The sequence below is a fragment of the Agarivorans sp. MS3-6 genome (genome assembly GCF_054112545.1).
The window spans coordinates 1,693,659-1,718,961 of the sequence record NZ_CM134202.1 but is presented as its reverse complement, the minus strand read 5'-3'; the positions used below and the strand labels follow the sequence as shown (position 1 = coordinate 1,718,961).

The following is a 25,303-nucleotide window of genomic DNA, read 5'->3' as shown; positions in this document are numbered from 1 at the left end:
GGAGAGTAAAATGGCATTGTGGGGTGGGCGTTTTAGCCAAGCTGCAGATACCAGATTTAAGCAGTTTAATGATTCGTTACGTTTTGATTATCGTTTAGCGGAGCAAGACATAACCGGGTCAATTGCATGGTCGAAGGCCTTGCTGAGCGTAGGTGTGATTAACGCCGACGAGCAAGCGCGTTTAGAATCGGCTTTATTGGATTTGGGTAAACAAGTTGCTGAAAACCCGCAACAAATTTTAGGTAGTGATGCTGAAGATATTCACTCTTGGGTAGAGATTCAACTTATCCAGCGAGTGGGTGACTTAGGTAAAAAGTTGCACACCGGCCGTAGCCGCAATGACCAAGTCGCCACTGACTTGAAACTGTGGTGTAAGAGTCAGGGTATTGAATTGCTTGAGCACCTAGACAAACTACAACAAAAACTGGTTAAGTTTGCCCGTCAGCAGCAAGATACGGTTTTGCCGGGTTATACTCACCTGCAACGCGCCCAGCCTGTCACCTTTTCTCACTGGGCAATGGCCTATGTAGAAATGTTTGAGCGAGATTACTCTCGACTACAAGATGCTTTAAGTCGCTTAGATGTTTCACCCTTGGGGTGTGGCGCATTAGCTGGAACAGCTTATCCAATGGATCGCCAGCAAATAGCCAAAGATTTGGGTTTTCGCCGTGCCACCCGTAACAGCTTAGATTCCGTTTCAGACCGTGACCATGTAGTTGAACTTATCTCTACCGCGTCTATCAGCATGATTCACTTGTCACGCATGGCTGAAGATCTCATCTTCTATAATTCTGGCGAGTCAGCGTTCTTAGATTTGTCTGATCAGGTGACCTCTGGCTCATCATTGATGCCACAAAAGAAAAATCCTGATGCTTTAGAGCTTATCCGAGGGAAAACCGGCCGAGTATACGGTGCGTTGTCAGGCATTATGATGACCTTAAAAGCGCTACCGCTGGCTTACAACAAAGATATGCAAGAAGATAAAGAAGGTTTGTTTGATGCGCTAGATACCTGGGGCGACTGTTTAGCAATGGCTGAACTGGTTCTCGATGATATGGACGTGCACGAAGAAACCACCACCGAAGCTGCAAAAGGTGGTTATTCTAATGCTACTGAATTGGCCGATTACTTGGTGGCTAAAGGTATTCCTTTCCGAGAAGCTCACCATATTGTGGGGATTGCGGTGGTGAAAGCGATTGAGAAAGGGGTTCCGTTGGAAGACCTTACTCTCGCTGAGTTTAAAGAGCTGGCGCCAGAGATCGAAGATGACGTTTATCCTAACTTGTCGCTGGAGTCTACCTTAGCTAAACGTCAAGCTTTAGGTGGGGTAGCCCCTGAACAAGTTGAGCACGCGCTAACTGAAGCTGAAACTCGCTTGTCTAAACGCAACGTGAAAGGCTTATATGTACGCTCGGCGCGTATGACCGACCTAGATACCATTGAAGACATGGTGAACTATTGGTCGCAAGCGGGCGAAAACTTACCACGCCCTCGCCCAGAACTTGTACAAGCGGTGGGTGATTTTACTGTGAGTGAACAAGCCGGCAAGGTGACTGGCTGTGCATCCCTATACTTGTACGACACCGGCTTGGCTGAAATACGCTCGCTTGGGGTGAATCCTGGTTCGCAACGGGTTGGCCAAGGTCGCGCGATGGTACAGCACTTAATGAAGAAAGCTCAGAAAATGGAAATTGAGAAAGTATTTGTACTGACTCGTGTTCCGGAGTTCTTTATGAAGCTAGGCTTTAGCCCAACCTCAAAGAATATGCTGCCAGAGAAGGTAATGAAAGATTGTGATATTTGCCCGCGTCAACATGCCTGTGATGAAGTTGCCTTAGAGTTTATCTTAGATAACGACACGCTGATCCATAAGCAGAGTGTGGCTTAGATTACCTGTCTCTATCTTTTAAAACCTCGCTAAGCGAGGTTTTTTTTGGTCTTGTGATAAGCCTTATTTGCAGTAGCGCTAGGCAGTGTGTAGAGCTATTTGGCATGAGCCCACTGGCTGTGAAAAGTCAAACCAACTTGTCGGTCATTGGGTACCATTTAGTTAGCCGCTAACAGCTCTGATTGGGCTTTTTTGTTCATTCCTTTAACCACCAGTTCAAACGAGTTATCGATAAGGCGAAAGGCTTCTCGTTGTGCATCGCTACCGTCAAAATACAAGGTCAGCCAATGGCGCTTATTCATGTGGTAGCCTCGGGTAATCGCCGGGTAAATATCAATAAGCGCATCTATTTGCTCGGGTTGGCATTTTAAGTTCATGTTCATTACGCCGTCTTTCCAGCCTACCAAAGCGAACATTTTTCCGCGTACTTTAAACACCGGTACGTCGGGAGCAAATGGCAGCTCCATGATGGTCTCTGGCTTTGCCATTAAATAGTCTTTGAGCGCTTGATATTCCATTTCACTATGCCCTTTGGGGTGGTGTCCGGAGCCATGATAGCGAACATCTATGGCCTAGATAAATAGGGTTTAGCTACTCATGTCCATTCTGTGTTGTGATACGTAACTAAAGATCCGCTCACCATCAAGCGCTTGAGCGTAAGGCATTGGGTTGTCGCAATGCTCTAATACGTAGTCGGTCAGTTTTTCTTTAACAATCTCTAGCAGTTGTTCTTCTGACCAGGGTTTAGCCAAATAGTAATTTAACCCGCCACGGTTAATGGCTTCAATGGTGTCATGTAAACCGGCTTGCCCAGTCAGTAAGATTTTTTTTGCCGGTTCGCAGTTGTCTGAGTGATTAAGGTCTATTAAGAAATCAATGCCGAGTTCGTCGGGCATTATGTGGTCAGCCAGTATCAAGGCCAATTTTCCCCCTTGCGCTTCAAACTCTTTGATTACTTCACGAGCTTCGGCAACGCTCTCTGCTCCGTCTATGGTAAAGGGGGGGCTTAATGTTCCGATGTCATGTAGCACGCTATCAAGTACTTCACGTTCATCATCGACACATAAAATCAGTAACTGTTCCATAGTGAGAGTCCTTATTGTCCAGTTTGGCTTAATGGTAAGGTAATAATAAAACGGGTAAATTGTCCTAGCTCAGATTCAACTTCAATTCTGCCGAAATGTTGGGCAACAATTTGCTGGCAAACTGTAAGCCCAATACCCAGCCCAAAATTGCCCTCGCGTTTGGTGGTAAAGTTGAGTTGGAATATCTTGTTGATAATTTCTGGGCTTATTCCTGGGCCGGTGTCCTCGATACTGATTGATATATAACTGGGCGAGGCATCGATATATTGGCTCTTGATGATGAGCTTGCCGTGATTGCCCATTGCATCTAAGGCATTGGCGATTAGGTTGGTCCATACTTGCTGAAGAGCGATCGGATGGCAGTGATATATCGGTAACAAACCGTAGTCACATTCCACATCAAAGCCGCGTAAACGGTTTTCAAGAATCACTAAGGTTTCGGCAATGCCTTCATTTAAATCTGCCTGCACTGGCTGTTCAGGATCTTGACCTGCGTAATGCTTTAGTCCCTTTACCAACCCGGCGATACGCGAGGCACAGACTTGGATATTACGCAGGAAGTTGCCAATTTGATGGTAGCGAGATAGCTCTTCGATAAATCGGGGGCTTTCTATGTCGTTATTCGATTCTAGGTATCGCTGGCGAAGTTCCGGTTTGTCTAAGCCAATAGTGACGGCTTTACGTGCGCTGATGGCATCACCAAACAATGACACTGCGTTTTTACTGCGATGGCGAATTTCGCTAGTGGACATCGGTATGACGGTAAAAGCTGCATGCAGTAGTTGCTTACCGAGTTGTTGCTGCTGCTTAGATAATTCATTATCGAGTACTTGAGGTAGTTGCTTGGCGATGGTGTCGCTGCCGCGAATGATTGCCGCTACAGGATTATTCAATTCATGGGCTATGCCTGAAATGAGCTGGCCAAGTACGGCCATTTTTTCTTTTTCTATTAACTGTTCGTGCGCCGAGTCTAAAGAGTTTAAGGTGCTTTGCAGGGTAAGTTTAGTACGAATGCTTTTTTGTAAACGGCGATTAAAATGGCGTAACAAAAGATTGGTGAACAAAGGTAGCAATTGGCTACTTGAATCTAATACTCTGGCAAAGGTCTCTCTATCCAGCTTGATAACATCGGTGCGCATGGTTGTCACGGCGCTGGTAAAACCTAACTCACCGGTTACAAATGACATACCTCCCACGAGTGAACCGGCAAGCATTCTGGCTACTTCTAAAGAATGTGCGTCTTGGCGTTTCTTTAATACCACTTCTCCCTTGGCGATAAACCAAAGAAACTGATTGGCTTTGCCTTCTTCGGTTAGCACATGATTAGCGCTGTATGTGCGGCAACGATGGTCTTCATCATTGTCTTTAAAAAAAGCATATAAAGCGGAAATGACTTTATCTGACAGTTGCTGGTCACTTAAGGCTGTATAGTCAAAGAAGTGAGCGCGAAACTGGGCAACCTCGGCGGCCAGTTGTTGTTCTAGCCAACCTTGCTGCTCGCTATCGTTGACCGAATTGGGCCAGAATTGCTCTACCAGGCTCTGAATTTCACTGTCGCTAGTATCGGCTGACACAATAAACTTCGGCTTAAAGCCATTTACCCACAAGCAGAGTTGCTCTGCGCTAGGTAATTGTGGGGCGTAGAAAATAACGTTGGGTAAGTTAATGCCGGGGTGCGACAGCACGTGTTGAAGCACTCTACAATCGCTGGGCGAATTAGCGAATAGTTCAAGGTCGATAATCAGTAGGGCTGGGGATTGCTGCAGTATTGTTCTAAGCGGAGGTAAAGTAGCCGATTGCCAAAAACGCCAAGCATTAGTGGGCTCATTCAAGAACTCAAACCGAGAGTGTTGGCTGTATACAAGCAAGCTGTGCTGTTGGGTCATAGCAATCTACGTGTGCGCTTATTGTTGCTTATTATAGGCTTACAATTGCTAAGGTTTTGCGAGCTGCTTAAAGGTTCACAAGGCTGATTTCTTGTGGCTGACTATCTATTGAACAATTTTTTGGCTTTCTCTTGTTTTTTAATCTGTCTTGAGTATAATACCGCGGCTCACTAAATTAGTGGCTGAGTTGTTTAGGCAATTCATTTAGTTAACTTGTTATGAGTTAGCTACTAACAGTGTTTCCGATTTGGAAACAAACGTTACTCGTCGCGCGCACTACCATCCCCAAATTTTGGACTAGGATGTCGTTGGTGTGTGTTAGGTTCTTTAATTTTTTATTTGGAGCTCTGTCAATGCAGAACCAAAGAATTCGAATCCGCTTGAAAGCATTCGATCACCGTCTGATCGATCAATCTACTGCGGAAATCGTAGAAACTGCCAAACGCACTGGCGCTCAGGTTCGTGGTCCTATTCCACTTCCTACTCGTAAAGAGCGTTACACCATTCTTGTATCACCGCACGTTAACAAAGACGCGCGTGATCAGTATGAAATTCGCACCCACAAACGTCTTGTAGACATCGTTGAGCCAACTGATAAAACAGTTGACGCTTTGATGCGCCTTGACCTTGCTGCTGGTGTAGATGTGCAAATCAGCTTGGGCTAAACCTGAGTCTGACTAATAAGAGGTTTTTACAATGATTGGTCTAATCGGTCGTAAAGTTGGAATGACTCGCATCTTCACTGAAGATGGCGTATCAATTCCAGTTACCGTAATCGAATGTGAGCCAAACCGCGTTACTCGTGTTATCACTGAAGATAACGACGGTTACCGTGCTCTACAAGTGACCACCGGCGCTAAAAAAGCAAGTCGTGTTAACAAGGCAGAAGCGGGTCAATTCGCTAAAGCTGGTGTTGATGCGGGTCGCGGCCTGTGGGAATTCCGTCTAGCTGACGGTGAAGGTGAAGAAGTTAACGTAGCTGATGAGCTAAAAGTTGACTTGTTCAATGAAGTTAAAAAAGTAGACGTTACTGGTACTTCTAAAGGTAAGGGTTTCCAAGGTGCTGTTAAGCGCTGGAACTTCGCTACCCAAGATTTTACTCACGGTAACTCTTTGAGCCACCGTGCTCCTGGTTCTATTGGTCAAAACCAAAGCCCAGGTAAAGTATTCAAGGGCAAGAAGATGGCCGGGCATATGGGTGCAGAGCGTGTAACTACGCAAAACCTAGATGTTGTACGTGTTGATGTTGAACGTAACCTAATTTTGGTTAAAGGTGCCGTACCAGGCGCTACCAATGGTAACGTGATCATTAAACCTGCTGTTAAAGCGTAACGTTAGGAGATAGTAATGGAATTGGTATTGAAAGACGCGCAAAGCGCTCTTGAAGTTTCCGAAACTACCTTTGGACGTGACTTTAACGAAGCGTTGATTCACCAGGTTGTTACTGCATTCGCTGCAGGTTCACGCCAGGGATCACGTGCTCAGAAAACACGTTCAGAAGTGTCAGGTGGTGGTAAGAAACCATGGCGTCAAAAAGGTACAGGCCGAGCTCGTGCCGGTACTATACGAAGCCCAATTTGGCGCAGCGGCGGGGTAACCTTCGCAGCTAAGCCACAAGATCACAGCCAAAAAGTTAACAAGAAAATGTACCGCGGCGCAATCCGCAGCATCTTGTCTGAACTTGTTCGTCAAGAACGTTTGATTGTGGTTGAGAAATTCAGCGTTGAAGCGCCAAAAACTAAAGAATTAGTTGCTAAGTTGAAAGACTTCGATTTGAACGATGTATTAATCGTTACTCCAGAAGTTGATGAAAACTTATTCTTGGCCGCACGTAACCTATATAAAGTAGACGTACGTGATGTAGCTGGTATTGATCCAGTTAGCTTGATTGCTTTCGATAAAGTGTTGGTAACTGCAGATGCAGTGAAACAAATTGAGGAGTGGTTAGCATGATCAGCGAAGAACGTTTGTTGAAAGTACTAGTAGCTCCACATATCTCTGAAAAGAGCACTATGTCTGCTGAAACCGATAACACTATCGTATTCAAAGTTGTTTCTACAGCAACTAAAGCAGAAATCAAAGCTGCAGTTGAAAAACTATTCGAAGTTGAAGTGACTGGCGTTACTACCTTGAACCAAAAAGGTAAAACCAAGCGTCATGGAGCTCGTTTCGGCCGTCGTAACGACGTGAAGAAGGCGTATGTAACCTTAGCTGAAGGTTCAGACATCGACTTCACCGGTACCGCAGAGTAATAGGAGTATTCTTAAATGGCTATTGTAAAATGTAAGCCTACATCTGCTGGTCGTCGCCACGTTGTTAAAGTGGTTAATACTGACCTGCACAAAGGCAAGCCTTACGCTCCTTTGTTGGAAAGTAAGTCGAAATCTGGTGGTCGTAACAACCGCGGTGTAATTACCGTGCGTCATATCGGTGGTGGTCATAAGCAACACTACCGTTTGATTGACTTCAAACGAAATGATAAAGATGGCATTCCTGCGAAAGTAGAACGTCTTGAATATGATCCAAACCGCAGTGCTCACATTGCTTTGGTATTATTTGCAGATGGCGAACGCCGTTACATTTTGGCACCAAAAGGTGTTAAAGCAGGTGCAGCTATTGCTTCTGGTGTTGATGCACCAATTGAAGCAGGTAACTGTCTACCAATGCGTAACATGCCAGTAGGTTCTACTGTTCACGCGATTGAAATGAAGCCTGGTAAAGGTGCCCAAATGGCACGTTCAGCTGGTGCTTATGCTCAAATCGTTGCGCGTGATGGTGCATACGTAACTCTACGTCTACGTAGTGGTGAAATGCGTAAGATATTATCTGATTGTCGCGCTACTTTAGGCGAAGTGGGTAATGGCGAGCATATGCTACGTAAACTTGGTAAAGCTGGTGCAACGCGCTGGCGTGGTGTTCGTCCTACCGTTCGCGGTGTGGTAATGAACCCGGTTGATCACCCACACGGTGGTGGTGAAGGTCGTACATCTGGTGGCCGTCATCCAGTTACTCCATGGGGTGTTCCTACCAAAGGTTACAAAACTCGTAAAAATAAGAGTACGGATCAATATATCGTACGCCGTCGTTCTAAGAAATAAGGGGAATCGCCATGCCACGTTCTCTCAAGAAGGGTCCATTCATTGACCTACACTTGTTGAAGAAGGTAGAGAAAGCGGTGGAAAGCGGGGACAAGAAACCATTGAAAACTTGGTCTCGTCGCTCAATGATCATTCCACAAATGATCGGTTTGACCATCGCTGTCCATAATGGTCGTCAGCACGTTCCAGTATTTGTTACCGATGAAATGATCGGTCATAAACTGGGTGAATTCGCGCCAACTCGTACTTATCGCGGCCATGCTGCTGATAAGAAAGCGAAGAAGAAGTAGGAGTAGATGATGGAAGCTTTAGCTAAACACCGTTTTGCTCGTGGTTCTGCGCAGAAAGCTCGCCTGGTTGCAGATCAAGTACGTGGTCTACCAGTTGAAAAAGCGCTTGTTACGTTGCAATTTAGCACTAAGAAAGCAGCTGGACTTGTTAAAAAAGTTCTAGAATCTGCTATCGCCAATGCTGAGCACAACGAAGGTGCTGATATCGACGAGTTAAGAGTTGCCAAAATCTTTGTTGATGATGGTCCAACTTTAAAGCGTATTCGTCCTCGTGCGAAAGGCCGAGCCGACCGTATTATCAAGCGTACCAGCCACATTACTGTGGTTGTATCTGATAACTAGGAGATAAGCAATGGGTCAGAAAGTACATCCTAATGGTATTCGCCTAGGTATCGTCAAACCATGGAATTCAACCTGGTATGCAGATAAAAGCGAATACGCAGACAACCTTTTCAGCGACCACAAAGTACGTCAGTTCTTAACTAAAGAATTGAAAAGTGCTTCAGTGTCTCGCATTACCATCGAACGCCCTGCAAAGAGCATCCGTGTGACTATTCACACTGCTCGTCCAGGTGTTGTTATTGGTAAAAAAGGCGAAGATGTTGAAAAACTTCGCAAGAACGTAGCTAAATTAGCTGGCGTACCTGCGCAAATCAACATCTCTGAAGTTCGTAAGCCAGAGTTAGACGCTAAATTAGTAGCCGATTCTATCTCTAGCCAACTAGAACGTCGTGTTATGTTCCGTCGCGCTATGAAGCGTGCCGTGCAAAATGCAATGCGTCTAGGCGCTAAAGGTATCAAGGTTCAAGTTAGTGGTCGTTTAGGCGGAGCAGAAATTGCTCGTGCTGAATGGTATCGTGAAGGTCGTGTGCCACTGCACACACTTCGTGCTGATATTGATTACTCAACTTCAGAAGCGTTGACTACCTACGGTATCATCGGCGTTAAAGTTTGGATCTTTAAAGGTGAAGTTCTTGGCGGAATGCCAGTGGCTGCAGCTCCTGAAGCTCCTTCTAAGCCGAAGCGCGGTAACAAGCGCAACGCTAAATAGGAGAACTGGGAATGTTACAACCAAAACGAACTAAATTCCGTAAGCAATTTACAGGTCGTAACCGTGGTCTAGGCAAAGGACAAGAAGTGTCTTTTGGTGACTTCGGTTTGAAAGCGACTGGCCGTGGCCGTCTAACTGCTCGTCAAATCGAAGCAGCGCGTCGTGCTATGACTCGTCACATTAAACGTCAAGGTAAAATCTGGATCCGTGTATTCCCAGACAAGCCTATTACCAAAAAGCCACTCGAAGTTCGAATGGGTAAAGGTAAAGGTAACGTAGAATACTGGGTAGCCCAAATTCAGCCAGGCAAAGTCCTGTATGAAATGGACGGCGTAGCAGAAACACTTGCTCGCGAAGCTTTCGAGCTTGCAGCGCGTAAGTTACCTATTAGCACTACTTTTGTAACGCGGACGGTGATGTGATGTTAGCTAACGAACTTAAAGATAAAAGTGTTGAAGAGCTTAAAGCTGAGCTACTTAACCTGCTTCGTGAGCAATTTAACTTGCGTATGCAAGCGAGTACTGGCCAATTGGCTCAAACACATTTGCTTAAAAACGTACGTCGCGATATCGCGCGTGTGAAAACTATTCTGAATCAGAAGGCAGGTGCGTAATGAGCGATATCCGTACATTGCAAGGTAAAGTAGTTAGCGACAAAATGGACAAGTCTATTGTTGTTGCTATTGAACGCCAGGTTAAACACCCAATCTATGGGAAATACACCAAGCGTACTACTAAGCTACATGCTCATGATGAAGCGAATGTTGCTGTTGAAGGCGACGTAGTTACCATCAAAGAGTGTGCTCCAATCTCTAAGACTAAGTCTTGGACTTTGGTAGACGTAGTAGTTAAAGCCTAAGCTTTAAACTATATAAAAGGCTCCTATTTAGGAGCCTTTTTTCGTTATAAACCTAACAATAGTAATGTTATTAGCTAGTTTTGCAGTATAAATCGATATTTCTGTCCTCAATTCCGTTATTTGCCAATTGCATGTCGCCAAACTAGCTGGCAGTATCATTTAGTTAGTTACCGTTTTTTATACTGGAAAAGTTGTTTAGGTTCATGGAAGAGCAGAAATCGTCACAAGCTAGGGAAAGTAAAGAGGTCGATCTTCGACAGCTTTTTATTACCTTGTGGCAAGCTAGGCTGAAAATAATTTTAGTGGTCATGGTGACGCTATTATTCAGTATGCTCTACGTTAAAGCGCTACCTTCTTTATTCCAAGCTTCGTCAAAGTTAATGATCGGATACAGCCAAGCTAAGATGGTGGCAGTAGAAGACGTATATAGCTTAGATACTCAGGCGGAAGCCTACTTTAATACCGAAATAGAAATTCTACGTTCAGAGCGGATCGCTCTAGCGGTTATTCAAAAGTTAGATTTACAACACCACCCCGAGTTTCTGCGTAATCCTATTTCTCCTTGGCGCTATTGGTGGCAAGTGGTCACGCTCGGCTACAGTAGCCAATTCAGCCCTAGCCCCTCGTTGTCTGAAGCAAAATTACTCAAGGTGTTTAAAACGCGTTTGTCGGTGACCCCTTTACCCAAAAGCCGTTTAATTGAAATTAGCTTTAGAAGTTGGGACCGTTTATTAGCTCAGCAAGTCTCCAACGCTATCTCTGCGGCTTATATCGAGTATCACCGCAGCTCTAGCGAAGCGGCTACTGACCATACCATAGGCTGGCTACTGCAAGAGCTAAACCGCTTGAAGTCGGCACTACAAAATTCAGAAGTTGAATTACAACTCTACCGAGAGCAAGAAAATTTAGTAGACCAAGAGGGCATACTGGGTCTAATCGGTAAAGAATTACAACAGTTAACTAGTCAGCAGCTAGAAGCTCAGCGACAAAAAAGTGAAGCCAGTTCGCTGTGGTTTTTAGTTAAAAAAGCGGCTAAAGGTGATCTGGATAAACTGACTTCGTTGGGTGAAATCCAACGCGATCCCATGGTTCAAAGTATAAAGCGCCGACGCATTGAGTTAGAACTTGAATTAGCCGACTTAGCTAAACGCTATGGGCCTAAACACCCTAAGCGGGTATCTTTAGCTGGGGAAATTTCACGGGTCGAGTTAGAACTACGTAGCCAAACTAATTTTATCATTTCCGGTATCGAAAAAAATTATCAGGCAGCCGTTGCGCGTGAAGCCGCCTTAGCGGATTCACTGCGATTAGCAAAAATTGAGTACCAAGACCTAAGCCGCAAGACTACGCGTTTTAACCAACTAACTCGTGAAATAGAAAGTAACGCCCGTTTATATAATACCTTTCTAGAGAAATTCAAAGAAGCAGAGGCGGCAGAAGGCTTTAACCGTGGTTATGCTCAAATGGTTGATAGTGCGCGCTTACCTGAAGCGCCGATAAAGCCGAAAAAAGCGATCATTGTCATTTTAGCAGGCATGCTAGCCAGCATTTTGAGCGTGGTGTTTGTGTTAATTAGGCAGGCTATGTCACGTACTTTCGCCACGGTGGACGAATTGGAAACCGCGTTGAACGTAGAAGTGATAGCCGAAGTCCCTAAAGTAAAAGTGCGCAGTAATAAGTGGTTGCGACAAGGAGTCCATCCTTGGCTAGGTGAACCGCTGCGCTCGCTGCGGGCTCGCTTGCAAATGCGGCCCAACCGCGGTCAAGTTGTATTGTTCACTTCCGCCTTGGAAGGCGAGGGTAAAACCAGCTTAACCATCCAAACCGCTGCCGCCTGTAGTGATGTTGAAAAGGTGCTACTGATTGATGCTGATTTACGCAGAGCGTCGGTATCCACTTATTTGAATTACCCGCTTTCCCAACCGGGCCTGACCCATTTATTGTCACGCACTCACACTGTATCGCAGTGTATCCATCGAGATAACCAGTTGGGTTTTGATGTATTAACCGCTGGACTGATCGACCGCCATTCAACCTCTTTGTTGGCATCAAAGAAATTCAAGATGCTACTAAAGGGTTTGCGTCAGTATTACGATCGAATAGTCATCGAAACGGGTCCACTGATGCAGGTCAGTGATGCGGTAATGGTGGCTCCGTCAGTGGATGCCACCTTACTCGTGGTCCAGGCTGAACGTACCGATGGTAAGTCGATCGAGAATGCGCTTAATAAGTTATCACGCATGGATATCGAAATTGCCGGAGTGGTGTTTAATAAGGTGGCTCGAAATCGTAGAGCTTATGACTACGATCTTCCTTCTGTTCATTTAGTGGAACGTGGTGCGACAGTGGTGCCACTGCATGATGATGTAATTCGCCGCCACGGTTAATGGGCGCTTTAAGGTGGAGTGTTTTACGCTTTTGGTATATGGTTGTGCCGCATTATATAGGAAGGGCCCATGCCAGCTATTCACAACACTACGCAGCCTGCTTTTAGTTACCTTGATTTCGAACGTGAAGCCTGGTCACATCTTCGCCAATCTGTTCCCCTGACCCTGACTGAATCTGATCTGGAAAGTATCCGTGGTATTAACGAAGCGTTATCGTTACCGCAAGTCTGTGATATCTACTTGCCCTTATCTCGTTTACTCAATCTGTATGTGAAAGCGCGTCAGGATAGGCGTGAAGTGTTGGCTAACTTTCTGGGTACAGAAAAACATGTACCTTACATCATCGGTGTTTCAGGCAGTGTTGCTGGCGGTAAAAGCACCACTTCTCGGATCTTACAAGCTTTATTGCAGCGCTGGCCTGAGCATCCTAAAGTCGACATCGTTACGACTGATGGTTTCCTCTATCCCAATGAGGAGCTAGAGGCTAGAGGCTTGATGCAGCGTAAGGGCTTTCCTGAAAGTTACGATCAAAAAAGCTTAGTTGAATTCATCGCAGCTTTAAAAACCGGCGAAGCAAAAGTATCCGCGCCGGTGTATTCGCATCAATCTTACAATATTGTGAAAGATAAAAGTGTGGTAGTAGAGCAGCCCGATATTCTCATTTTGGAAGGGCTTAATGTGCTGCAGTCGGCAGGTGACTACCCAGGCCAGCAACGACAAGTATTTGTATCTGACTATTTAGATTTCTCGATTTTTGTCGACGCAGAACCAAGCTTATTAGAAAAGTGGTACGTTGAAAGGTTTATGAAACTTCGTTCTAGCGCATTTACAGACCCCAATAACTACTTCCACCACTATGCCAGCTTGGGTGAACAGCAATCTACTCATATCGCAACCGAAATTTGGAATAGTATTAACCATGTGAACCTGATTGAAAATATTCTTCCGACTCGTGAACGAGCGGATCTTATTTTGGAAAAGGGCAAAAATCACGAGGTAAGCAGAGTACGATTAAGAAAATGAAGTCAGCATTAAACATCCAACGACAAGTCAGTTTACGCAAATTTAATAGTTTTGGTTTAGACGCTAAAGCGACCTTTTTATTTGAACTCGACTCTCAGCAGCAATTACCCGCGTTGTTTCAATATATTCGCAGACACAAACTGAGCTGGTTAATCGTCGGTGGTGGCTCCAATTTGTTAATGCTGAGTGACTTTGATGGTTTGGTTATCGTTAATCGAATGATGGGTATTACAGTCGATGATAGCGCTGAGCAAACGGTGTTAACCGTCAGCGCTGGCGAAAACTGGCATGAGCTAGTGAGTTGGACCGTAGATAATGGCTACAATGGTCTAGAAAATTTGGCGTTGATCCCTGGCACTGTAGGCGCGGCGCCAGTACAGAATATTGGAGCTTATGGCTTGGAAATCGCTCGTTATTGTAGCGCGGTTACTTATTTTGATGTTGCTACAGGTCAGACGAAAAGGTTAACCGGACAGGCTTGTCAATTTTCTTACCGAGATAGTATCTTCAAACAAAGCTTAAAAGACCAAATTGTCATCTGCGAAGTAGAGCTTCGCTTACCAACATTGTGGGCACCGCTGATTGAATATAGCGGTTTGAATCAACTTCCCGCTAATGCCAGTGCTCGCCAAGTATTTGATAAGGTGTGTGAACTTCGTGCCAGTAAGCTTCCTGACCCAGAAGTGCTCGGGAATGCTGGTAGTTTCTTTAAAAATCCTATTATCAATCAACAAAAATTGACGAGTTTGTTAGCGCTATATCCAGGGCTTCCTTACTACTCCGCGGATGAAGGATTTAGCAAAATAGCGGCCGGTTGGCTTATTGACTACCTTGGGTTGAAGGGATTTAGGGTCGGAGACGCCGCAGTGCATAAAGAGCAAGCTTTGGTATTGGTCAACCACGGTTTTGCCAGCGCAGCTGATTTAATAGCACTTTGTAAGGTGGTAAGGGCTAAAGTGTGGCAGGCTTTTGCAATAGTACTAGAGCCGGAAGTGAGGTTTATTGGCGCCATTGAAGAGGTTCCGCCAAGCAGTGTACTTGGGCAGCCGAATGAATGAAGATAAACCCTATCTGCTGATTAAAAGGCTCGCCGAGGGAGAGTTTTGTTCCGGTGAAATGCTGGCCAATTTGCTCGGAGTATCGAGAACCAACGGTGGCTAGCTACATAAAGCAACTAGGCTTGCTAGGTTTAGACATTTTTAAAGTAAAAGGTAAAGGTTACCGGCTTTCAGAACCTCTGTCCTTGTTAGACCAAAACCTGATAAAACAAAGTTTACCCGACAACAATCCACTGGTTTTTAATAAGCTAGACTCCACCAATGCTTGGCTAATGCGACACTTGCATGATTTACAACATGGTCAATTAGTGCTGGCTGAATACCAATCCTTGGGGAGAGGGCGTCGCGGTCGCGATTGGCAAACCCCCTATGCTGGGCAGCTTTGCATGTCTCTACTTTGGCACCTTGAAGATGGTATTGAAGCCGCCATGGGCTTAAGCTTGGCGGTTGGTTTAGCGATTGTTGAAGCCCTGCAAGAATGCGGCTATCAGCAGCTGGGTTTGAAATGGCCTAACGATATCTATCAAAACGGCAAAAAACTGGGCGGAGTACTGATTGAGATTCAAGGCCATGCCAATAGCAAGCTTAGCTTAGTAGTGGGGCTTGGCATTAATGTTCGTGTAGCCAAATTGCATGCCGACAAAATTGACCAAAGCTTTAGCCAATTAGAAACAGAGCAGAGTCCAGCAGCAGATCGTAGCGCACTCAGTGTGGCGGTTGTACGTTCACTAAATACTATGTTTGAGGTTTTTCGTGAACAAGGCTTTGCGGGATTGCAACAACGCTGGAATCAGTACGACGTTTTTTTCAATAAGCCGGTTTGCCTGCGATTTTCTGAACATAAGCTGGTATCTGGTGTGGCAAAGGGGGTCGACGCTAGCGGACAGCTCCTGTTGGAAAACGATGGGCTGGTAAGGACTTATATGGCAGGCGAAGTGTCACTTCGTGGCCAATAAATGTACCTAATGGCTGAATTTTGCGCGTTCACGCCTTTCCTGAAGTTTTTTTTGTATTTGGTTGTTGCATTTAATAAATGCATTACATAGAATGCGCAGCACTTAAGCGATGCCGATTTAGCTCAGTTGGTAGAGCAACTGACTTGTAATCAGTAGGTCGCCAGTTCGACTCCGGCAATCGGCACCATCTCTTAAGTAGGCTCGCCCGTTATATTGGGTGATTGTGTGGGGGGGTTCCCGAGTGGCCAAAGGGAGCAGATTGTAAATCTGCCGCGAAAGCTTCGATGGTTCGAATCCGTCCCCCCCCACCATTATTTTTTGGTAGTAGGTCGTCTTCCAAAGGTTTGATGCGGGCATCGTATAATGGCTATTACCTCAGCCTTCCAAGCTGATGATGCGGGTTCGATTCCCGCTGCCCGCTCCAATGCTGATATAGCTCAGTTGGTAGAGCGCACCCTTGGTAAGGGTGAGGTCGGCAGTTCGAATCTGCCTATCAGCACCACTCCTTGTAAGTTTCCTATTACTTTTTACCGTTCGGTAAACGCAAACCAATGGTGCTTTTGTGCCAATGACCTTTATCCAGAGGAACTATTATGTCTAAAGAGAAATTTGAACGTAATAAACCGCATGTAAACGTTGGTACAATTGGCCACGTCGACCACGGTAAAACTACACTAACAGCAGCCATTACTAACGTACTTGCAAAAGTATACGGTGGTGAAGCTAAAGACTTTGCAGCTATCGACAACGCTCCAGAAGAGCGCGAGCGTGGTATTACTATTTCAACGTCTCACGTTGAATACGATACTCCTTCACGTCACTACGCACACGTAGATTGTCCAGGACACGCCGATTATGTTAAAAACATGATTACTGGTGCTGCTCAAATGGACGGTGCAATCTTAGTAGTAGCTTCTACAGATGGCCCAATGCCACAAACGCGTGAGCACATCCTGCTTTCTCGTCAGGTTGGCGTACCTTACATCATCGTGTTCATGAACAAATGTGACATGGTAGATGACGAAGAGTTACTAGAATTAGTAGAAATGGAAGTTCGTGAACTTCTATCTGAATACGAATTCCCAGGTGATGACATTCCAGTAATCCAAGGTTCAGCGCTTAAAGCCCTAGAAGGCGAAGAAGAGTGGGAAGCAAAAATCATTGAGCTTGCAGAAGCACTAGATTCTTACATTCCAGAGCCAGAGCGTGACATCGACAAGCCATTCCTACTACCAATTGAAGATGTATTCTCAATTTCAGGTCGTGGTACGGTAGTAACAGGTCGTGTAGAGCGTGGTATCGTTAAGGTTTCAGAAGAAATCGAAATCGTTGGTATTAAAGAAACTACTAAAACTACCTGTACAGGTGTTGAAATGTTCCGCAAGCTTCTTGACGAAGGTCGTGCTGGTGAGAACTGTGGTATTCTTTTACGTGGTACTAAGCGTGATGACGTACAACGTGGCCAAGTATTGGCGGCTCCTGGAACTATTACTCCACACACCAAGTTCGAAGCTGAAGTATACGTACTAAGCAAAGACGAAGGTGGCCGTCACACGCCATTCTTCAAAGGTTACCGTCCACAGTTCTACTTCCGTACAACTGACGTAACTGGTGCTGTAGAGCTTCCAGAAGGTGTTGAAATGGTAATGCCTGGCGACAACTTGAAATTTGTTGTAGAGCTAATTTGCCCAATCGCGATGGACGAAGGTTTACGCTTCGCAATCCGTGAAGGTGGCCGTACAGTAGGTGCGGGTGTTGTAGCTAAAATCTTCGAATAAGAAGTTAGCACAGCAGAAAAAAGGTCGCGTTAGCGGCCTTTTTTGTTTTCGGCACTGAGATCTCGTGAGCTTATTAGCAACTCGCTATCTTATTGCAGAATGAGGCACGTTTTTTCGACATCTAAGGGTTACAATCTTGAAACAAAGTGCCTATAATGTCGGGCTTCGTGCTATAGGGGTGTAGTTCCAATGGCAGAACGTCGGATTCCAAATCCGAATGTTGGGAGTTCGAATCTCTCCACCCCTGCCACTTCCCTTTAAAGGGATTTTTGATTTTGTGGGATTATTTGTAGGTTGTTTGATGAGTACCAGTACTGAAAACCAAAGTGGGTCGTTAGATGGCCTAAAATGGGCATTAGCTGCTCTAATTTTAATCGCCGCTGTGGTAGGTAACTACCTATACACAGATATGTCGGTATTAGTTCGTGTAATTGGCGTTGTGATCGCGATGATTGCTGCTTTAGGCATCGCTTCGCAAACTAATAAAGGCAAGCAAGCCTTCGAATTTGCTAAAGAATCGCGTATGGAAGTGCGTAAGGTTATCTGGCCAACTCGTCAAGAAGCCATTCAAACTACCATGATTGTATTAGCTGCTACTGCATTCATGTCGCTAATTTTATGGGGACTAGACGCCATATTAGTTCGTTTAGTTGCCTTTGTAACAGGGGTGAGTATCTAATGACTGAAGAGCGCAAATTACGTTGGTACGTAGTTCAAGCCTTTTCTGGCTATGAAGGTCGTGTATCTAAATCTCTTAAAGAATATATCCAGATCCATTCTATGGAAGACTCTTTCGGTGAGATTTTAGTTCCTACTGAAGAAGTAGTGGAAATGCGCGCAGGTCAAAAACGTAAAAGTGAGCGCAAATTCTTCCCTGGCTACGTATTGGTTCAAATGGACTTAAACGATGAGAGTTGGCACTTAGTGAAAAGTGTTCCTCGTGTGTTAGGTTTCATTGGTGGCACCGCAGAACGTCCAGCGCCTATTTCTGATAAAGAAGCTAAGGCTATCCTAGATCGTCTAGATGAGACCAGTGATAAGCCAAGACCAAAAACGTTATTCGAACCAGGCGAAGTGGTTCGGGTTACCGATGGCCCATTCGCCGACTTCAACGGTACTATCGAAGAAGTGGATTACGAAAAAAGCCGCGTAAAAGTATCAGTGCTTATTTTTGGCCGAGCGACTCCTGTTGAATTGGAGTTCGGACAAATCGAGAAAGGCTGATAAAAAATAAACAATCAGTTGTATTTGGGGCAGCGGATCGACTATAATCCGCTGCCCTTTGTTCCATCGGGAAGCTGACCGTGTTATCGGAAGGCGCTAGAACCCAAATTAAGGTATATTAAAATGGCTAAAAAAGTCCAAGCTTACATTAAGCTTCAAGTTGCTGCGGGTGCCGCAAACCCGTCACCACCAGTTGGTCCTGCATTAGGTCAACACGGTGTAAACATCATGGAATTCTGTAAAGCGTTTAACGCCAAAACAGATTCAATTGAGAAAGGCGCTCCAGTACCAGTAGTAATTACTGTATATGCAGATCGCTCATTCACTTTTGAAACAAAAACTCCACCTGCTTCATACTTGCTGAAAAAAGCGGCTGGTATTAAGTCTGGCTCTGGTGTTCCAAACAAGACTAAAGTTGGTACTGTTACTCGTGCACAACTTGAAGAAATTGCTAACACTAAAGCAGTCGATATGACTGGTGCAGACGTTGATGCAATGGTTCGTTCAATTGAAGGTTCTGCCCGTTCTATGGGCTTGGTTGTAGAGGGCTAATACGATGGCAAAACTTTCTAAGCGCATGCGTGCGATCAACGAAAAAGTTGATTCAACAAAAGATTATTCAGTAACCGAAGCTGTTGAGCTATTAAAAGAACTTGCTTCTGCAAAGTTTTTGGAAAGCGTTGATGCTTCTGTTAATTTAGGTGTAGATCCTCGTAAATCAGACCAAAACGTTCGTGGCGCAACTGTGCTACCACACGGTACTGGTCGTAACGTTCGCGTTGCAGTATTTACTCAAGGTGCAAACGCTGAAGCTGCTACAGAAGCCGGTGCCGACATTGTTGGTATGGACGACTTAGCTGCTAAAGTTAAAGCTGGTGAGATGGACTTCGACGTAGTTATTGCTTCTCCAGATGCAATGCGCGTTGTAGGTCAACTAGGTCAAATCCTAGGTCCTCGCGGTTTGATGCCTAACCCTAAAGTGGGTACGGTTACACCAAACGTTGCTGATGCAGTTAAATTAGCAAAAGCAGGTCAGATTCGTTACCGCAACGACAAAAACGGCATTATCCATACTACTATTGGTAAAGCTGATTTTGATGCAGACAAACTTAAAGAAAACTTGGAAGCGTTGGTTGTAGCTCTTAAAAAAGCTAAACCAGCTCAATCTAAAGGTCAATTCATCAAGAAAGTTAGCCTATCTACCACTATGGGTGCAGGCTTATCTATTGATGTTGCGTCATTAGAAACCCAAGTATAATTATTTACAACGCGTGAAATTTGTACTAAAATTTCGCGCTTTGTAATTATGGGTCAGGGCTTATGCCCTCATCCAAGACCGTAGGTGCTTAACCGCTTAATTTCCTACGTAGATGGTGAGGAAACCCAAGAATAAATTTTTTATTCTGGAACACCAAACCGTAAAGGCCTCTAAATCCTAGTGAATTAGAGGGAAGTAAACACCAGATTTATCTGGTATTGGAATCCAGGAGTAAAGCCAATGGCCTTAAGACTCGAAGACAAGAAGCAAATTGTCGCTGACGTCAACGAAGCTGCCAAAGGTGCACTTTCTGCAGTAGTTGCTGATTCACGCGGCGTAACTGTAGATGCGATGACTTCACTTCGTGCGAAAGCACGTGAAGCTGGCGTATCTATGCAAGTGGTACGTAATACCCTTGCTCGTCGTGCAGTAGCTGGCACAGACCTAGAATGTCTTACTGAGTCATTCAGCGGTCCTACTTTGATTGCCTTCTCTAATGAGCACCCCGGTGCTGCAGCGCGTCTGTTAACAGATTTCGCTAAAGAGCAAGAAAAATTCGAAGTACGTGCAGCAGCATATGAAGGTGCATTAGCAGACGTAAACGTTCTTGCAAAACTACCAACTTACGACGAAGCAATTGCCAAGTTAATGGCAACTATGAAAGAAGCTTCTGCTGGCAAGCTGGTACGCACTCTGGCCGCATTACGCGACCAAAAAGAGTCAGAAGCAGCATAATTTGCTTGTTGCTACATTATTTTATAAATTTAATTGAATTTAGGAATTTGAGTCATGTCTATCACTAAAGACCAAATTATCGAAGCTGTTGCTGAAATGTCAGTAATGGACGTTGTTGAACTAATCGAAGCTATGGAAGAGAAGTTCGGCGTATCTGCTGCTGCAGCTGTTGCTGTTGCTGGTGACGCTGGTGCTGCTGCTGAAGAGCAATCAGAATTCGACGTAATCTTAACTGCTGCTGGCGCTAACAAAGTATCAGCTATTAAAGCGGTACGTGCTGCTACAGGTCTTGGCCTGAAAGAAGCTAAAGGTTTAGTTGATTCAGCTCCTGCTGCTGTTAAAGAAGCAGTATCTAAAGAAGAAGCTGAAACGCTTAAAGCTGCTCTTGAAGAAGCTGGTGCTTCTGTTGAGCTTAAGTAATCTACCTATAAGTAGATTGCAGCCTTAATAGGCTATGGCTGGTGGTTATTTAACCACCGGCCTTTTTGCGCTGTAGGACGTCGTCTTTTTTATCACCGTTTTAGATGGTGCGTCTAGCAAAAAACTTTAGGTGCAATACACTTAAAGACACTGACAAACGGTACGTAAGAACTGTCCCAGATTTTGAGGACAGAGTGGGTCACTTATCAGCGAGCTGAGGAACCATATGGTTTACTCTTATACAGAGAAAAAACGCATTCGTAAGGACTTTGGAAAACGTCCTCAAGTAGTGGACACGCCTTACCTGCTTTCAATACAGCTTGATTCCTTTGAGAAATTCATCGAAATCGATCCTGAAGGCGAGTATGGGCTGGAAGCTGCATTCCGCAGTGTATTCCCGATTGCCAGTTATTCAGGATATTCAGAGCTACAATATGTTAGCTATCGTCTTGGCGAGCCGGTTTTTGACGTTAAAGAATGTCAAATTCGTGGAGTCACCTACTCTGCTCCCTTACGCGTTAAATTGCGTTTAGTGTTGTTTGATCGTGAAGCTCCGGCTGGCACGGTTAAAGACATAAAAGAGCAAGAAGTTTATATGGGCGAAATCCCATTGATGACAGGTAACGGTACGTTCGTAATTAATGGTACTGAGCGTGTTATTGTATCTCAATTACACCGTAGCCCAGGTGTGTTCTACGATCACGATCGTGGTAAAACACACTCATCTGGCAAGGTGTTATACAATGCACGTGTTATTCCTTACCGTGGTTCGTGGTTAGATTTCGAATTCGATCCTAAAGATAACCTGTTTGTACGTATTGACCGTCGTCGTAAGCTGCCCGCTTCGATCATGTTGCGCGCGTTAGAAATGACTACGCAAGAGATCTTGGCTACTTTCTTCGATACTACCTCTTTCGAATTGAAAGATGGCAAAGTAATGATGGAGTTGGTACCTGCACGTTTACGTGGTGATACTGTTTCTTTCGACGTTAAATTAGACGGCGAAGTATTAATTGAAACAGGTCGACGTGTAACTGCTCGCCATATTCGTCAGTTAGAAAAATCAGGCATTACTCAAATTGAAGTGCCAGTTGAGTATCTAGCAGACAAAGTATTGGCTGAAGAGTACGTTGACGAAACTACCGGTGAAGTGATCGCTGAGGCCAACAGTGAGCTCAATTTAGAGCTAATTGCTGCCTTGTCACTAGCGGGTCATACGGTACTTAAAACAATTTACACTAACGACCTAGACCAAGGTTCTTTCATCTCGGATACTTTACGTGTTGATTCTTCAACTAATCGCCTAGAAGCGCTAGTTGAAATCTACCGTATGATGCGTCCTGGTGAGCCACCAACAAAAGACGCAGCAGAAGCATTATTTGAGAACTTGTTCTTTAATGGTGATCGCTATGACTTATCAACTGTTGGTCGTATGAAGTTCAACAGTCGTGTTGGTCGCGAAGATGGCAGTGTTGCTGGCGTACTTGATAAAGATGACATCATCAAAGTGATGCAAATGCTTATCGAGATCCGCAACGGTCGTGGTGAAGTCGATGATATCGATCACCTAGGTAACCGACGCATTCGTAGTGTTGGCGAGATGGCTGAAAACCAATTCCGTGTAGGTTTAGTTCGTGTTGAACGCGCAGTTAAAGAGCGTTTAAGCCTTGGTGACCTTGATGCCTTGATGCCACAAGACCTTATTAACGCTAAGCCTATCTCGGCTGCGGTTAAAGAGTTCTTTGGTTCAAGTCAATTGTCTCAATTCATGGATCAAAACAACCCGCTTTCTGAAGTTACACACAAACGTCGTGTATCTGCATTAGGCCCTGGTGGTTTGACGCGTGAACGTGCCGGCTTTGAAGTTCGAGATGTACACCAAACTCACTACGGTCGTTTATGTCCTATTGAAACACCGGAAGGTCCAAACATTGGTTTGATTAACTCATTGGCGGTTTATTCTCGCACTAATGAGTTTGGCTTCTTAGAAACTCCTTACCGTAAAGTGATTAACGGTGTTATCACTGACGAAGTTGATTACTTATCAGCTATTGATGAAGGTACTTACGTAATCGCCCAGGCGAATGCTGAGACTGACGCTGACGGTAAACTGGTTGAAGCTGACCTTATTCCTTGTCGCCATAAAGGCGAATCAACCTACATGCCTACTGATCAAATTCAGTACATGGATGTATCACCGCAGCAGATTATTTCTGTGGCGGCGTCGTTAATTCCATTCTTGGAACACGATGATGCTAACCGTGCATTGATGGGTTCTAACATGCAACGTCAGGCTGTTCCTACTTTACGTGCTGATAAGCCCTTAGTAGGTACCGGTATTGAGCGTGCTGTTGCCGTTGATTCTGGTGTTACTGTTGTGTCTAAACGTGGCGGTATGGTTGACTACGCAGATGCAAGCCGCATCGTAGTTAAAGTAAATGACGATGAGATGCTTCCTGGCGAAGCGGGTATCGACATATACACCTTAACCAAGTACACCCGTTCTAACCAAAACACCTGTATTAACCAACGTCCAGTGGTTAAAGCAGGCGAACCAGTTTCTAAAGGTGACGTATTGGCTGACGGCCCATCAACTGACTTAGGTGAGTTGGCGTTAGGTCAAAACATGCGCGTAGCCTTTATGCCTTGGAATGGTTACAACTTCGAGGATTCAATTGGTATCTCTGAGAACGTAGTTAAAGAAGATCGCTTTACTACGATTCACATTCAAGAACTGAGCTGTATCGCACGTGATACTAAGCTAGGTACTGAAGAAATCTCAGCGGATATTCCAAACGTAGGTGAATCAGCACTAAGCAAGCTTGATGAGTCAGGTATTGTTTACGTTGGTGCTGAAGTTAAGCCAGGCGATATCCTTGTAGGTAAAGTGACGCCTAAGGGTGAAACACAGTTAACGCCTGAGGAGAAACTTTTACGAGCTATCTTCGGTGAGAAAGCGTCGGATGTTAAAGATACATCCCTACGAGTACCTAATTCAGTATTTGGTACAGTGATAGACGTTCAAGTCTTTACTCGCGATGGCGTAGAAAAAGACAAGCGCGCTCAAGAAATTGAGACCATGCAGCTTAAAGAAGCGAAAAAAGATTTAACCGAAGAATTCAAGATTCTTGAAGAAGGTATCTTTGCTCGTGCTAAATCAGTATTGATTGCAGCCGGTAAGTTAGAGTCTGACTTACACCGCATGCCGAAAGCTGATTGGCTAGAAGCCGCATTAAGCGATGAAGGTGCGCAAACTCAGTTGGAACAGATTGCTGAGCAATACGACGAAATCAAAGCTGAATTTGATAAACAGTTCGACATTAAGCGTCGCAAGATCACCCAAGGTGATGACTTGGCGCCTGGTGTACTAAAAATTGTTAAAGTTTACTTAGCGGTTAAACGTCGCATTCAACCTGGTGACAAGATGGCCGGTCGTCACGGTAACAAAGGTGTTATTTCTACCATTGTTCCTCGTGAAGATATGCCTTATGACGAAACGGGTCGCCCAGTAGATATCTGCTTGAACCCACTAGGTGTACCATCTCGGATGAACATCGGTCAGGTCCTAGAAACCCACTTAGGCTTAGCGGCTAAAGGTGTGGGTGAGAAAATTGATGAAATGCTGAAAGTTCAGCGTGAAATCGAAATGGACAAACTGCGTGACTTTATCCAAAAAGTATACAACGTAGGTGATGATAAGCTTAAAGTTGACGTTGCTAGCTTCACTGATGAAGAAGTAATGACACTGGCTAAAAACCTTCGTGGCGGTGTGCCAATGGCTACACCGGCTTTTGATGGTGCAAAAGAAGCCGAAATTAAGGAGCTATTACGTTTAGCCGATTTACCTGAGTCAGGACAAATCGTGTTATGTGATGGCCGTACCGGTCAAGAATTTGAGCGCCCTGTAACCGTTGGTTACATGTACATGTTGAAACTTAACCACTTGGTTGATGACAAGATGCACGCGCGTTCTACCGGTTCTTATAGTTTGGTTACTCAGCAGCCGCTTGGTGGTAAAGCACAATTCGGTGGTCAGCGCTTCGGTGAGATGGAAGTGTGGGCACTGGAAGCATACGGTGCAGCTTACACCTTGCAGGAAATGCTAACGGTTAAATCTGATGACGTTAACGGTCGTACTAAAATGTACAAAAATATCGTTGATGGTAACCACCAGATGGAGCCAGGCATGCCTGAGTCGTTCAACGTGTTGCTTAAAGAGATCCGCTCTCTTGGTATCAACATTGAGTTGGACGAGCTGTAAGCACAGGACTTCACCTGACATAAAAGCAAGGCGGGCGTTTCATTAGA

General features: G+C 44.9%; 27 protein-coding genes and 5 tRNA genes. 29 read left to right on the top strand and 3 right to left on the bottom strand.

Annotated elements, in window-relative coordinates; genetic code table 11:
• The first annotated feature begins 10 nt into the window (after positions 1-10).
• Positions 11-1,888 (top strand): argininosuccinate lyase, encoded by a 1,878-nt coding sequence (gene argH / locus ACVFI8_RS07760; RefSeq protein ID WP_457873516.1) that lies wholly within the window; start codon positions 11-13, stop codon positions 1,886-1,888.
• Positions 1,889-2,046: 158 nt separating this feature from the next.
• Here argH and ACVFI8_RS07755 read toward each other — a convergent pair whose 3' ends face one another.
• The 3 genes from ACVFI8_RS07755 to ACVFI8_RS07745 all read right to left on the bottom strand — a co-directional run bounded on the left by ACVFI8_RS07755 (position 2,047) and on the right by ACVFI8_RS07745 (position 4,859).
• Entirely contained in the window at positions 2,047-2,406 is a 360-nt protein-coding gene (locus tag ACVFI8_RS07755; protein ID WP_457873515.1) for an MmcQ/YjbR family DNA-binding protein, read from the bottom strand.
• Positions 2,407-2,475: 69 nt separating this feature from the next.
• Positions 2,476-2,973: a response regulator gene (locus ACVFI8_RS07750; protein ID WP_248714038.1), complete on the bottom strand. Its 498-nt coding sequence runs from the start codon at positions 2,971-2,973 to the stop codon at positions 2,476-2,478.
• Between the two features lie 11 nt (positions 2,974-2,984).
• Complete coding sequence (locus ACVFI8_RS07745) at positions 2,985-4,859, bottom strand: ATP-binding protein (protein ID WP_457873514.1); 1,875 nt, start codon at positions 4,857-4,859, stop codon at positions 2,985-2,987.
• A gap of 353 nt (positions 4,860-5,212) precedes the next feature.
• Here ACVFI8_RS07745 and rpsJ point away from each other — a divergent pair, with 353 nt between their 5' ends.
• From rpsJ to rpoB, 28 genes are all read left to right on the top strand, one after another.
• Positions 5,213-5,524: a 30S ribosomal protein S10 gene (rpsJ, locus tag ACVFI8_RS07740; RefSeq protein WP_137674375.1), complete on the top strand. Its 312-nt coding sequence runs from the start codon at positions 5,213-5,215 to the stop codon at positions 5,522-5,524.
• Between the two features lie 31 nt (positions 5,525-5,555).
• Positions 5,556-6,191 (top strand): 50S ribosomal protein L3, encoded by a 636-nt coding sequence (gene rplC / locus ACVFI8_RS07735; protein ID WP_248714040.1) that lies wholly within the window; start codon positions 5,556-5,558, stop codon positions 6,189-6,191.
• Positions 6,192-6,206: 15 nt separating this feature from the next.
• Positions 6,207-6,812, top strand: coding sequence for a 50S ribosomal protein L4 (gene rplD, locus ACVFI8_RS07730; RefSeq protein ID WP_248714041.1), 606 nt, complete (start codon positions 6,207-6,209; stop codon positions 6,810-6,812).
• Complete coding sequence (gene rplW / locus ACVFI8_RS07725) at positions 6,809-7,111, top strand: 50S ribosomal protein L23 (RefSeq protein WP_457873513.1); 303 nt, start codon at positions 6,809-6,811, stop codon at positions 7,109-7,111. The genes rplD and rplW overlap by 4 nt, the downstream gene beginning before the upstream one ends.
• 15 nt (positions 7,112-7,126) lie before the next feature.
• On the top strand, positions 7,127-7,957 hold the full coding sequence (gene rplB, locus ACVFI8_RS07720) for a 50S ribosomal protein L2 (protein ID WP_163134086.1): 831 nt from the start codon (positions 7,127-7,129) through the stop codon (positions 7,955-7,957).
• Positions 7,958-7,968: 11 nt separating this feature from the next.
• Positions 7,969-8,247, top strand: coding sequence for a 30S ribosomal protein S19 (gene rpsS / locus ACVFI8_RS07715; protein ID WP_026959667.1), 279 nt, complete (start codon positions 7,969-7,971; stop codon positions 8,245-8,247).
• 9 nt (positions 8,248-8,256) lie between these two features.
• Positions 8,257-8,589, top strand: coding sequence for a 50S ribosomal protein L22 (gene rplV / locus ACVFI8_RS07710; protein WP_248715580.1), 333 nt, complete (start codon positions 8,257-8,259; stop codon positions 8,587-8,589).
• 10 nt (positions 8,590-8,599) lie between these two features.
• A complete protein-coding gene (gene rpsC, locus ACVFI8_RS07705) occupies positions 8,600-9,298 on the top strand; it encodes a 30S ribosomal protein S3 (RefSeq protein WP_248714043.1) in 699 nt (232 codons plus the stop codon).
• Between the two features lie 11 nt (positions 9,299-9,309).
• Positions 9,310-9,720 carry a 50S ribosomal protein L16 gene (rplP, locus tag ACVFI8_RS07700; RefSeq protein ID WP_248714044.1) on the top strand — a complete coding sequence of 137 codons (411 nt, stop codon included), beginning with the start codon at positions 9,310-9,312 and terminating at the stop codon, positions 9,718-9,720.
• Complete coding sequence (gene rpmC, locus ACVFI8_RS07695; protein WP_163134083.1) at positions 9,720-9,911, top strand: 50S ribosomal protein L29; 192 nt, start codon at positions 9,720-9,722, stop codon at positions 9,909-9,911. Before rplP ends, rpmC begins: the two co-directional genes overlap by 1 nt.
• Positions 9,911-10,156, top strand: coding sequence for a 30S ribosomal protein S17 (gene rpsQ / locus ACVFI8_RS07690; protein ID WP_248714045.1), 246 nt, complete (start codon positions 9,911-9,913; stop codon positions 10,154-10,156). Before rpmC ends, rpsQ begins: the two co-directional genes overlap by 1 nt.
• 203 nt (positions 10,157-10,359) lie before the next feature.
• Complete coding sequence (locus ACVFI8_RS07685; RefSeq protein WP_248714046.1) at positions 10,360-12,543, top strand: GumC family protein; 2,184 nt, start codon at positions 10,360-10,362, stop codon at positions 12,541-12,543.
• Positions 12,544-12,612: 69 nt separating this feature from the next.
• Positions 12,613-13,566, top strand: coding sequence for a type I pantothenate kinase (coaA, locus tag ACVFI8_RS07680; RefSeq protein WP_248714047.1), 954 nt, complete (start codon positions 12,613-12,615; stop codon positions 13,564-13,566).
• Entirely contained in the window at positions 13,563-14,624 is a 1,062-nt protein-coding gene (gene murB / locus ACVFI8_RS07675) for a UDP-N-acetylmuramate dehydrogenase (protein WP_457873512.1), read from the top strand. Before coaA ends, murB begins: the two co-directional genes overlap by 4 nt.
• 95 nt (positions 14,625-14,719) lie before the next feature.
• Positions 14,720-15,580 carry a bifunctional biotin--[acetyl-CoA-carboxylase] ligase/biotin operon repressor BirA gene (birA, locus tag ACVFI8_RS07670; RefSeq protein WP_457873511.1) on the top strand — a complete coding sequence of 287 codons (861 nt, stop codon included), beginning with the start codon at positions 14,720-14,722 and terminating at the stop codon, positions 15,578-15,580.
• 111 nt (positions 15,581-15,691) lie between these two features.
• Positions 15,692-15,767 (top strand) — tRNA-Thr (locus ACVFI8_RS07665).
• Between the two features lie 40 nt (positions 15,768-15,807).
• Positions 15,808-15,891, top strand: a tRNA-Tyr gene (locus tag ACVFI8_RS07660).
• A gap of 38 nt (positions 15,892-15,929) precedes the next feature.
• Positions 15,930-16,004, top strand: a tRNA-Gly gene (locus ACVFI8_RS07655).
• A gap of 2 nt (positions 16,005-16,006) precedes the next feature.
• A tRNA-Thr gene (locus ACVFI8_RS07650) sits at positions 16,007-16,082 on the top strand.
• A 91-nt stretch (positions 16,083-16,173) separates the two neighbouring features.
• Entirely contained in the window at positions 16,174-17,358 is a 1,185-nt protein-coding gene (gene tuf, locus ACVFI8_RS07645; RefSeq protein WP_248714050.1) for an elongation factor Tu, read from the top strand.
• A gap of 174 nt (positions 17,359-17,532) precedes the next feature.
• Positions 17,533-17,608, top strand: a tRNA-Trp gene (locus ACVFI8_RS07640).
• 51 nt (positions 17,609-17,659) lie between these two features.
• Positions 17,660-18,037 carry a preprotein translocase subunit SecE gene (gene secE, locus ACVFI8_RS07635; RefSeq protein WP_248714051.1) on the top strand — a complete coding sequence of 126 codons (378 nt, stop codon included), beginning with the start codon at positions 17,660-17,662 and terminating at the stop codon, positions 18,035-18,037.
• On the top strand, positions 18,037-18,582 hold the full coding sequence (gene nusG, locus ACVFI8_RS07630) for a transcription termination/antitermination protein NusG (RefSeq protein WP_248714052.1): 546 nt from the start codon (positions 18,037-18,039) through the stop codon (positions 18,580-18,582). The genes secE and nusG overlap by 1 nt, the downstream gene beginning before the upstream one ends.
• Positions 18,583-18,705: 123 nt before the next feature.
• The gene (rplK, locus tag ACVFI8_RS07625; protein WP_248714053.1) at positions 18,706-19,134 is read left to right on the top strand and encodes a 50S ribosomal protein L11; all 429 of its coding nucleotides are present in this window, start codon (positions 18,706-18,708) and stop codon (positions 19,132-19,134) included.
• Between the two features lie 4 nt (positions 19,135-19,138).
• The gene (gene rplA, locus ACVFI8_RS07620) at positions 19,139-19,840 is read left to right on the top strand and encodes a 50S ribosomal protein L1 (protein WP_248714054.1); all 702 of its coding nucleotides are present in this window, start codon (positions 19,139-19,141) and stop codon (positions 19,838-19,840) included.
• 240 nt (positions 19,841-20,080) lie between these two features.
• Positions 20,081-20,575, top strand: a complete 495-nt coding sequence (gene rplJ / locus ACVFI8_RS07615) for a 50S ribosomal protein L10 (RefSeq protein ID WP_248714055.1) — start codon at positions 20,081-20,083, stop codon at positions 20,573-20,575.
• Between the two features lie 54 nt (positions 20,576-20,629).
• Positions 20,630-20,995, top strand: a complete 366-nt coding sequence (gene rplL, locus ACVFI8_RS07610) for a 50S ribosomal protein L7/L12 (protein WP_457873510.1) — start codon at positions 20,630-20,632, stop codon at positions 20,993-20,995.
• A gap of 226 nt (positions 20,996-21,221) precedes the next feature.
• Positions 21,222-25,256, top strand: coding sequence for a DNA-directed RNA polymerase subunit beta (rpoB, locus tag ACVFI8_RS07605; protein WP_457873509.1), 4,035 nt, complete (start codon positions 21,222-21,224; stop codon positions 25,254-25,256).
• The last annotated feature ends 47 nt before the right edge of the window (positions 25,257-25,303 follow it).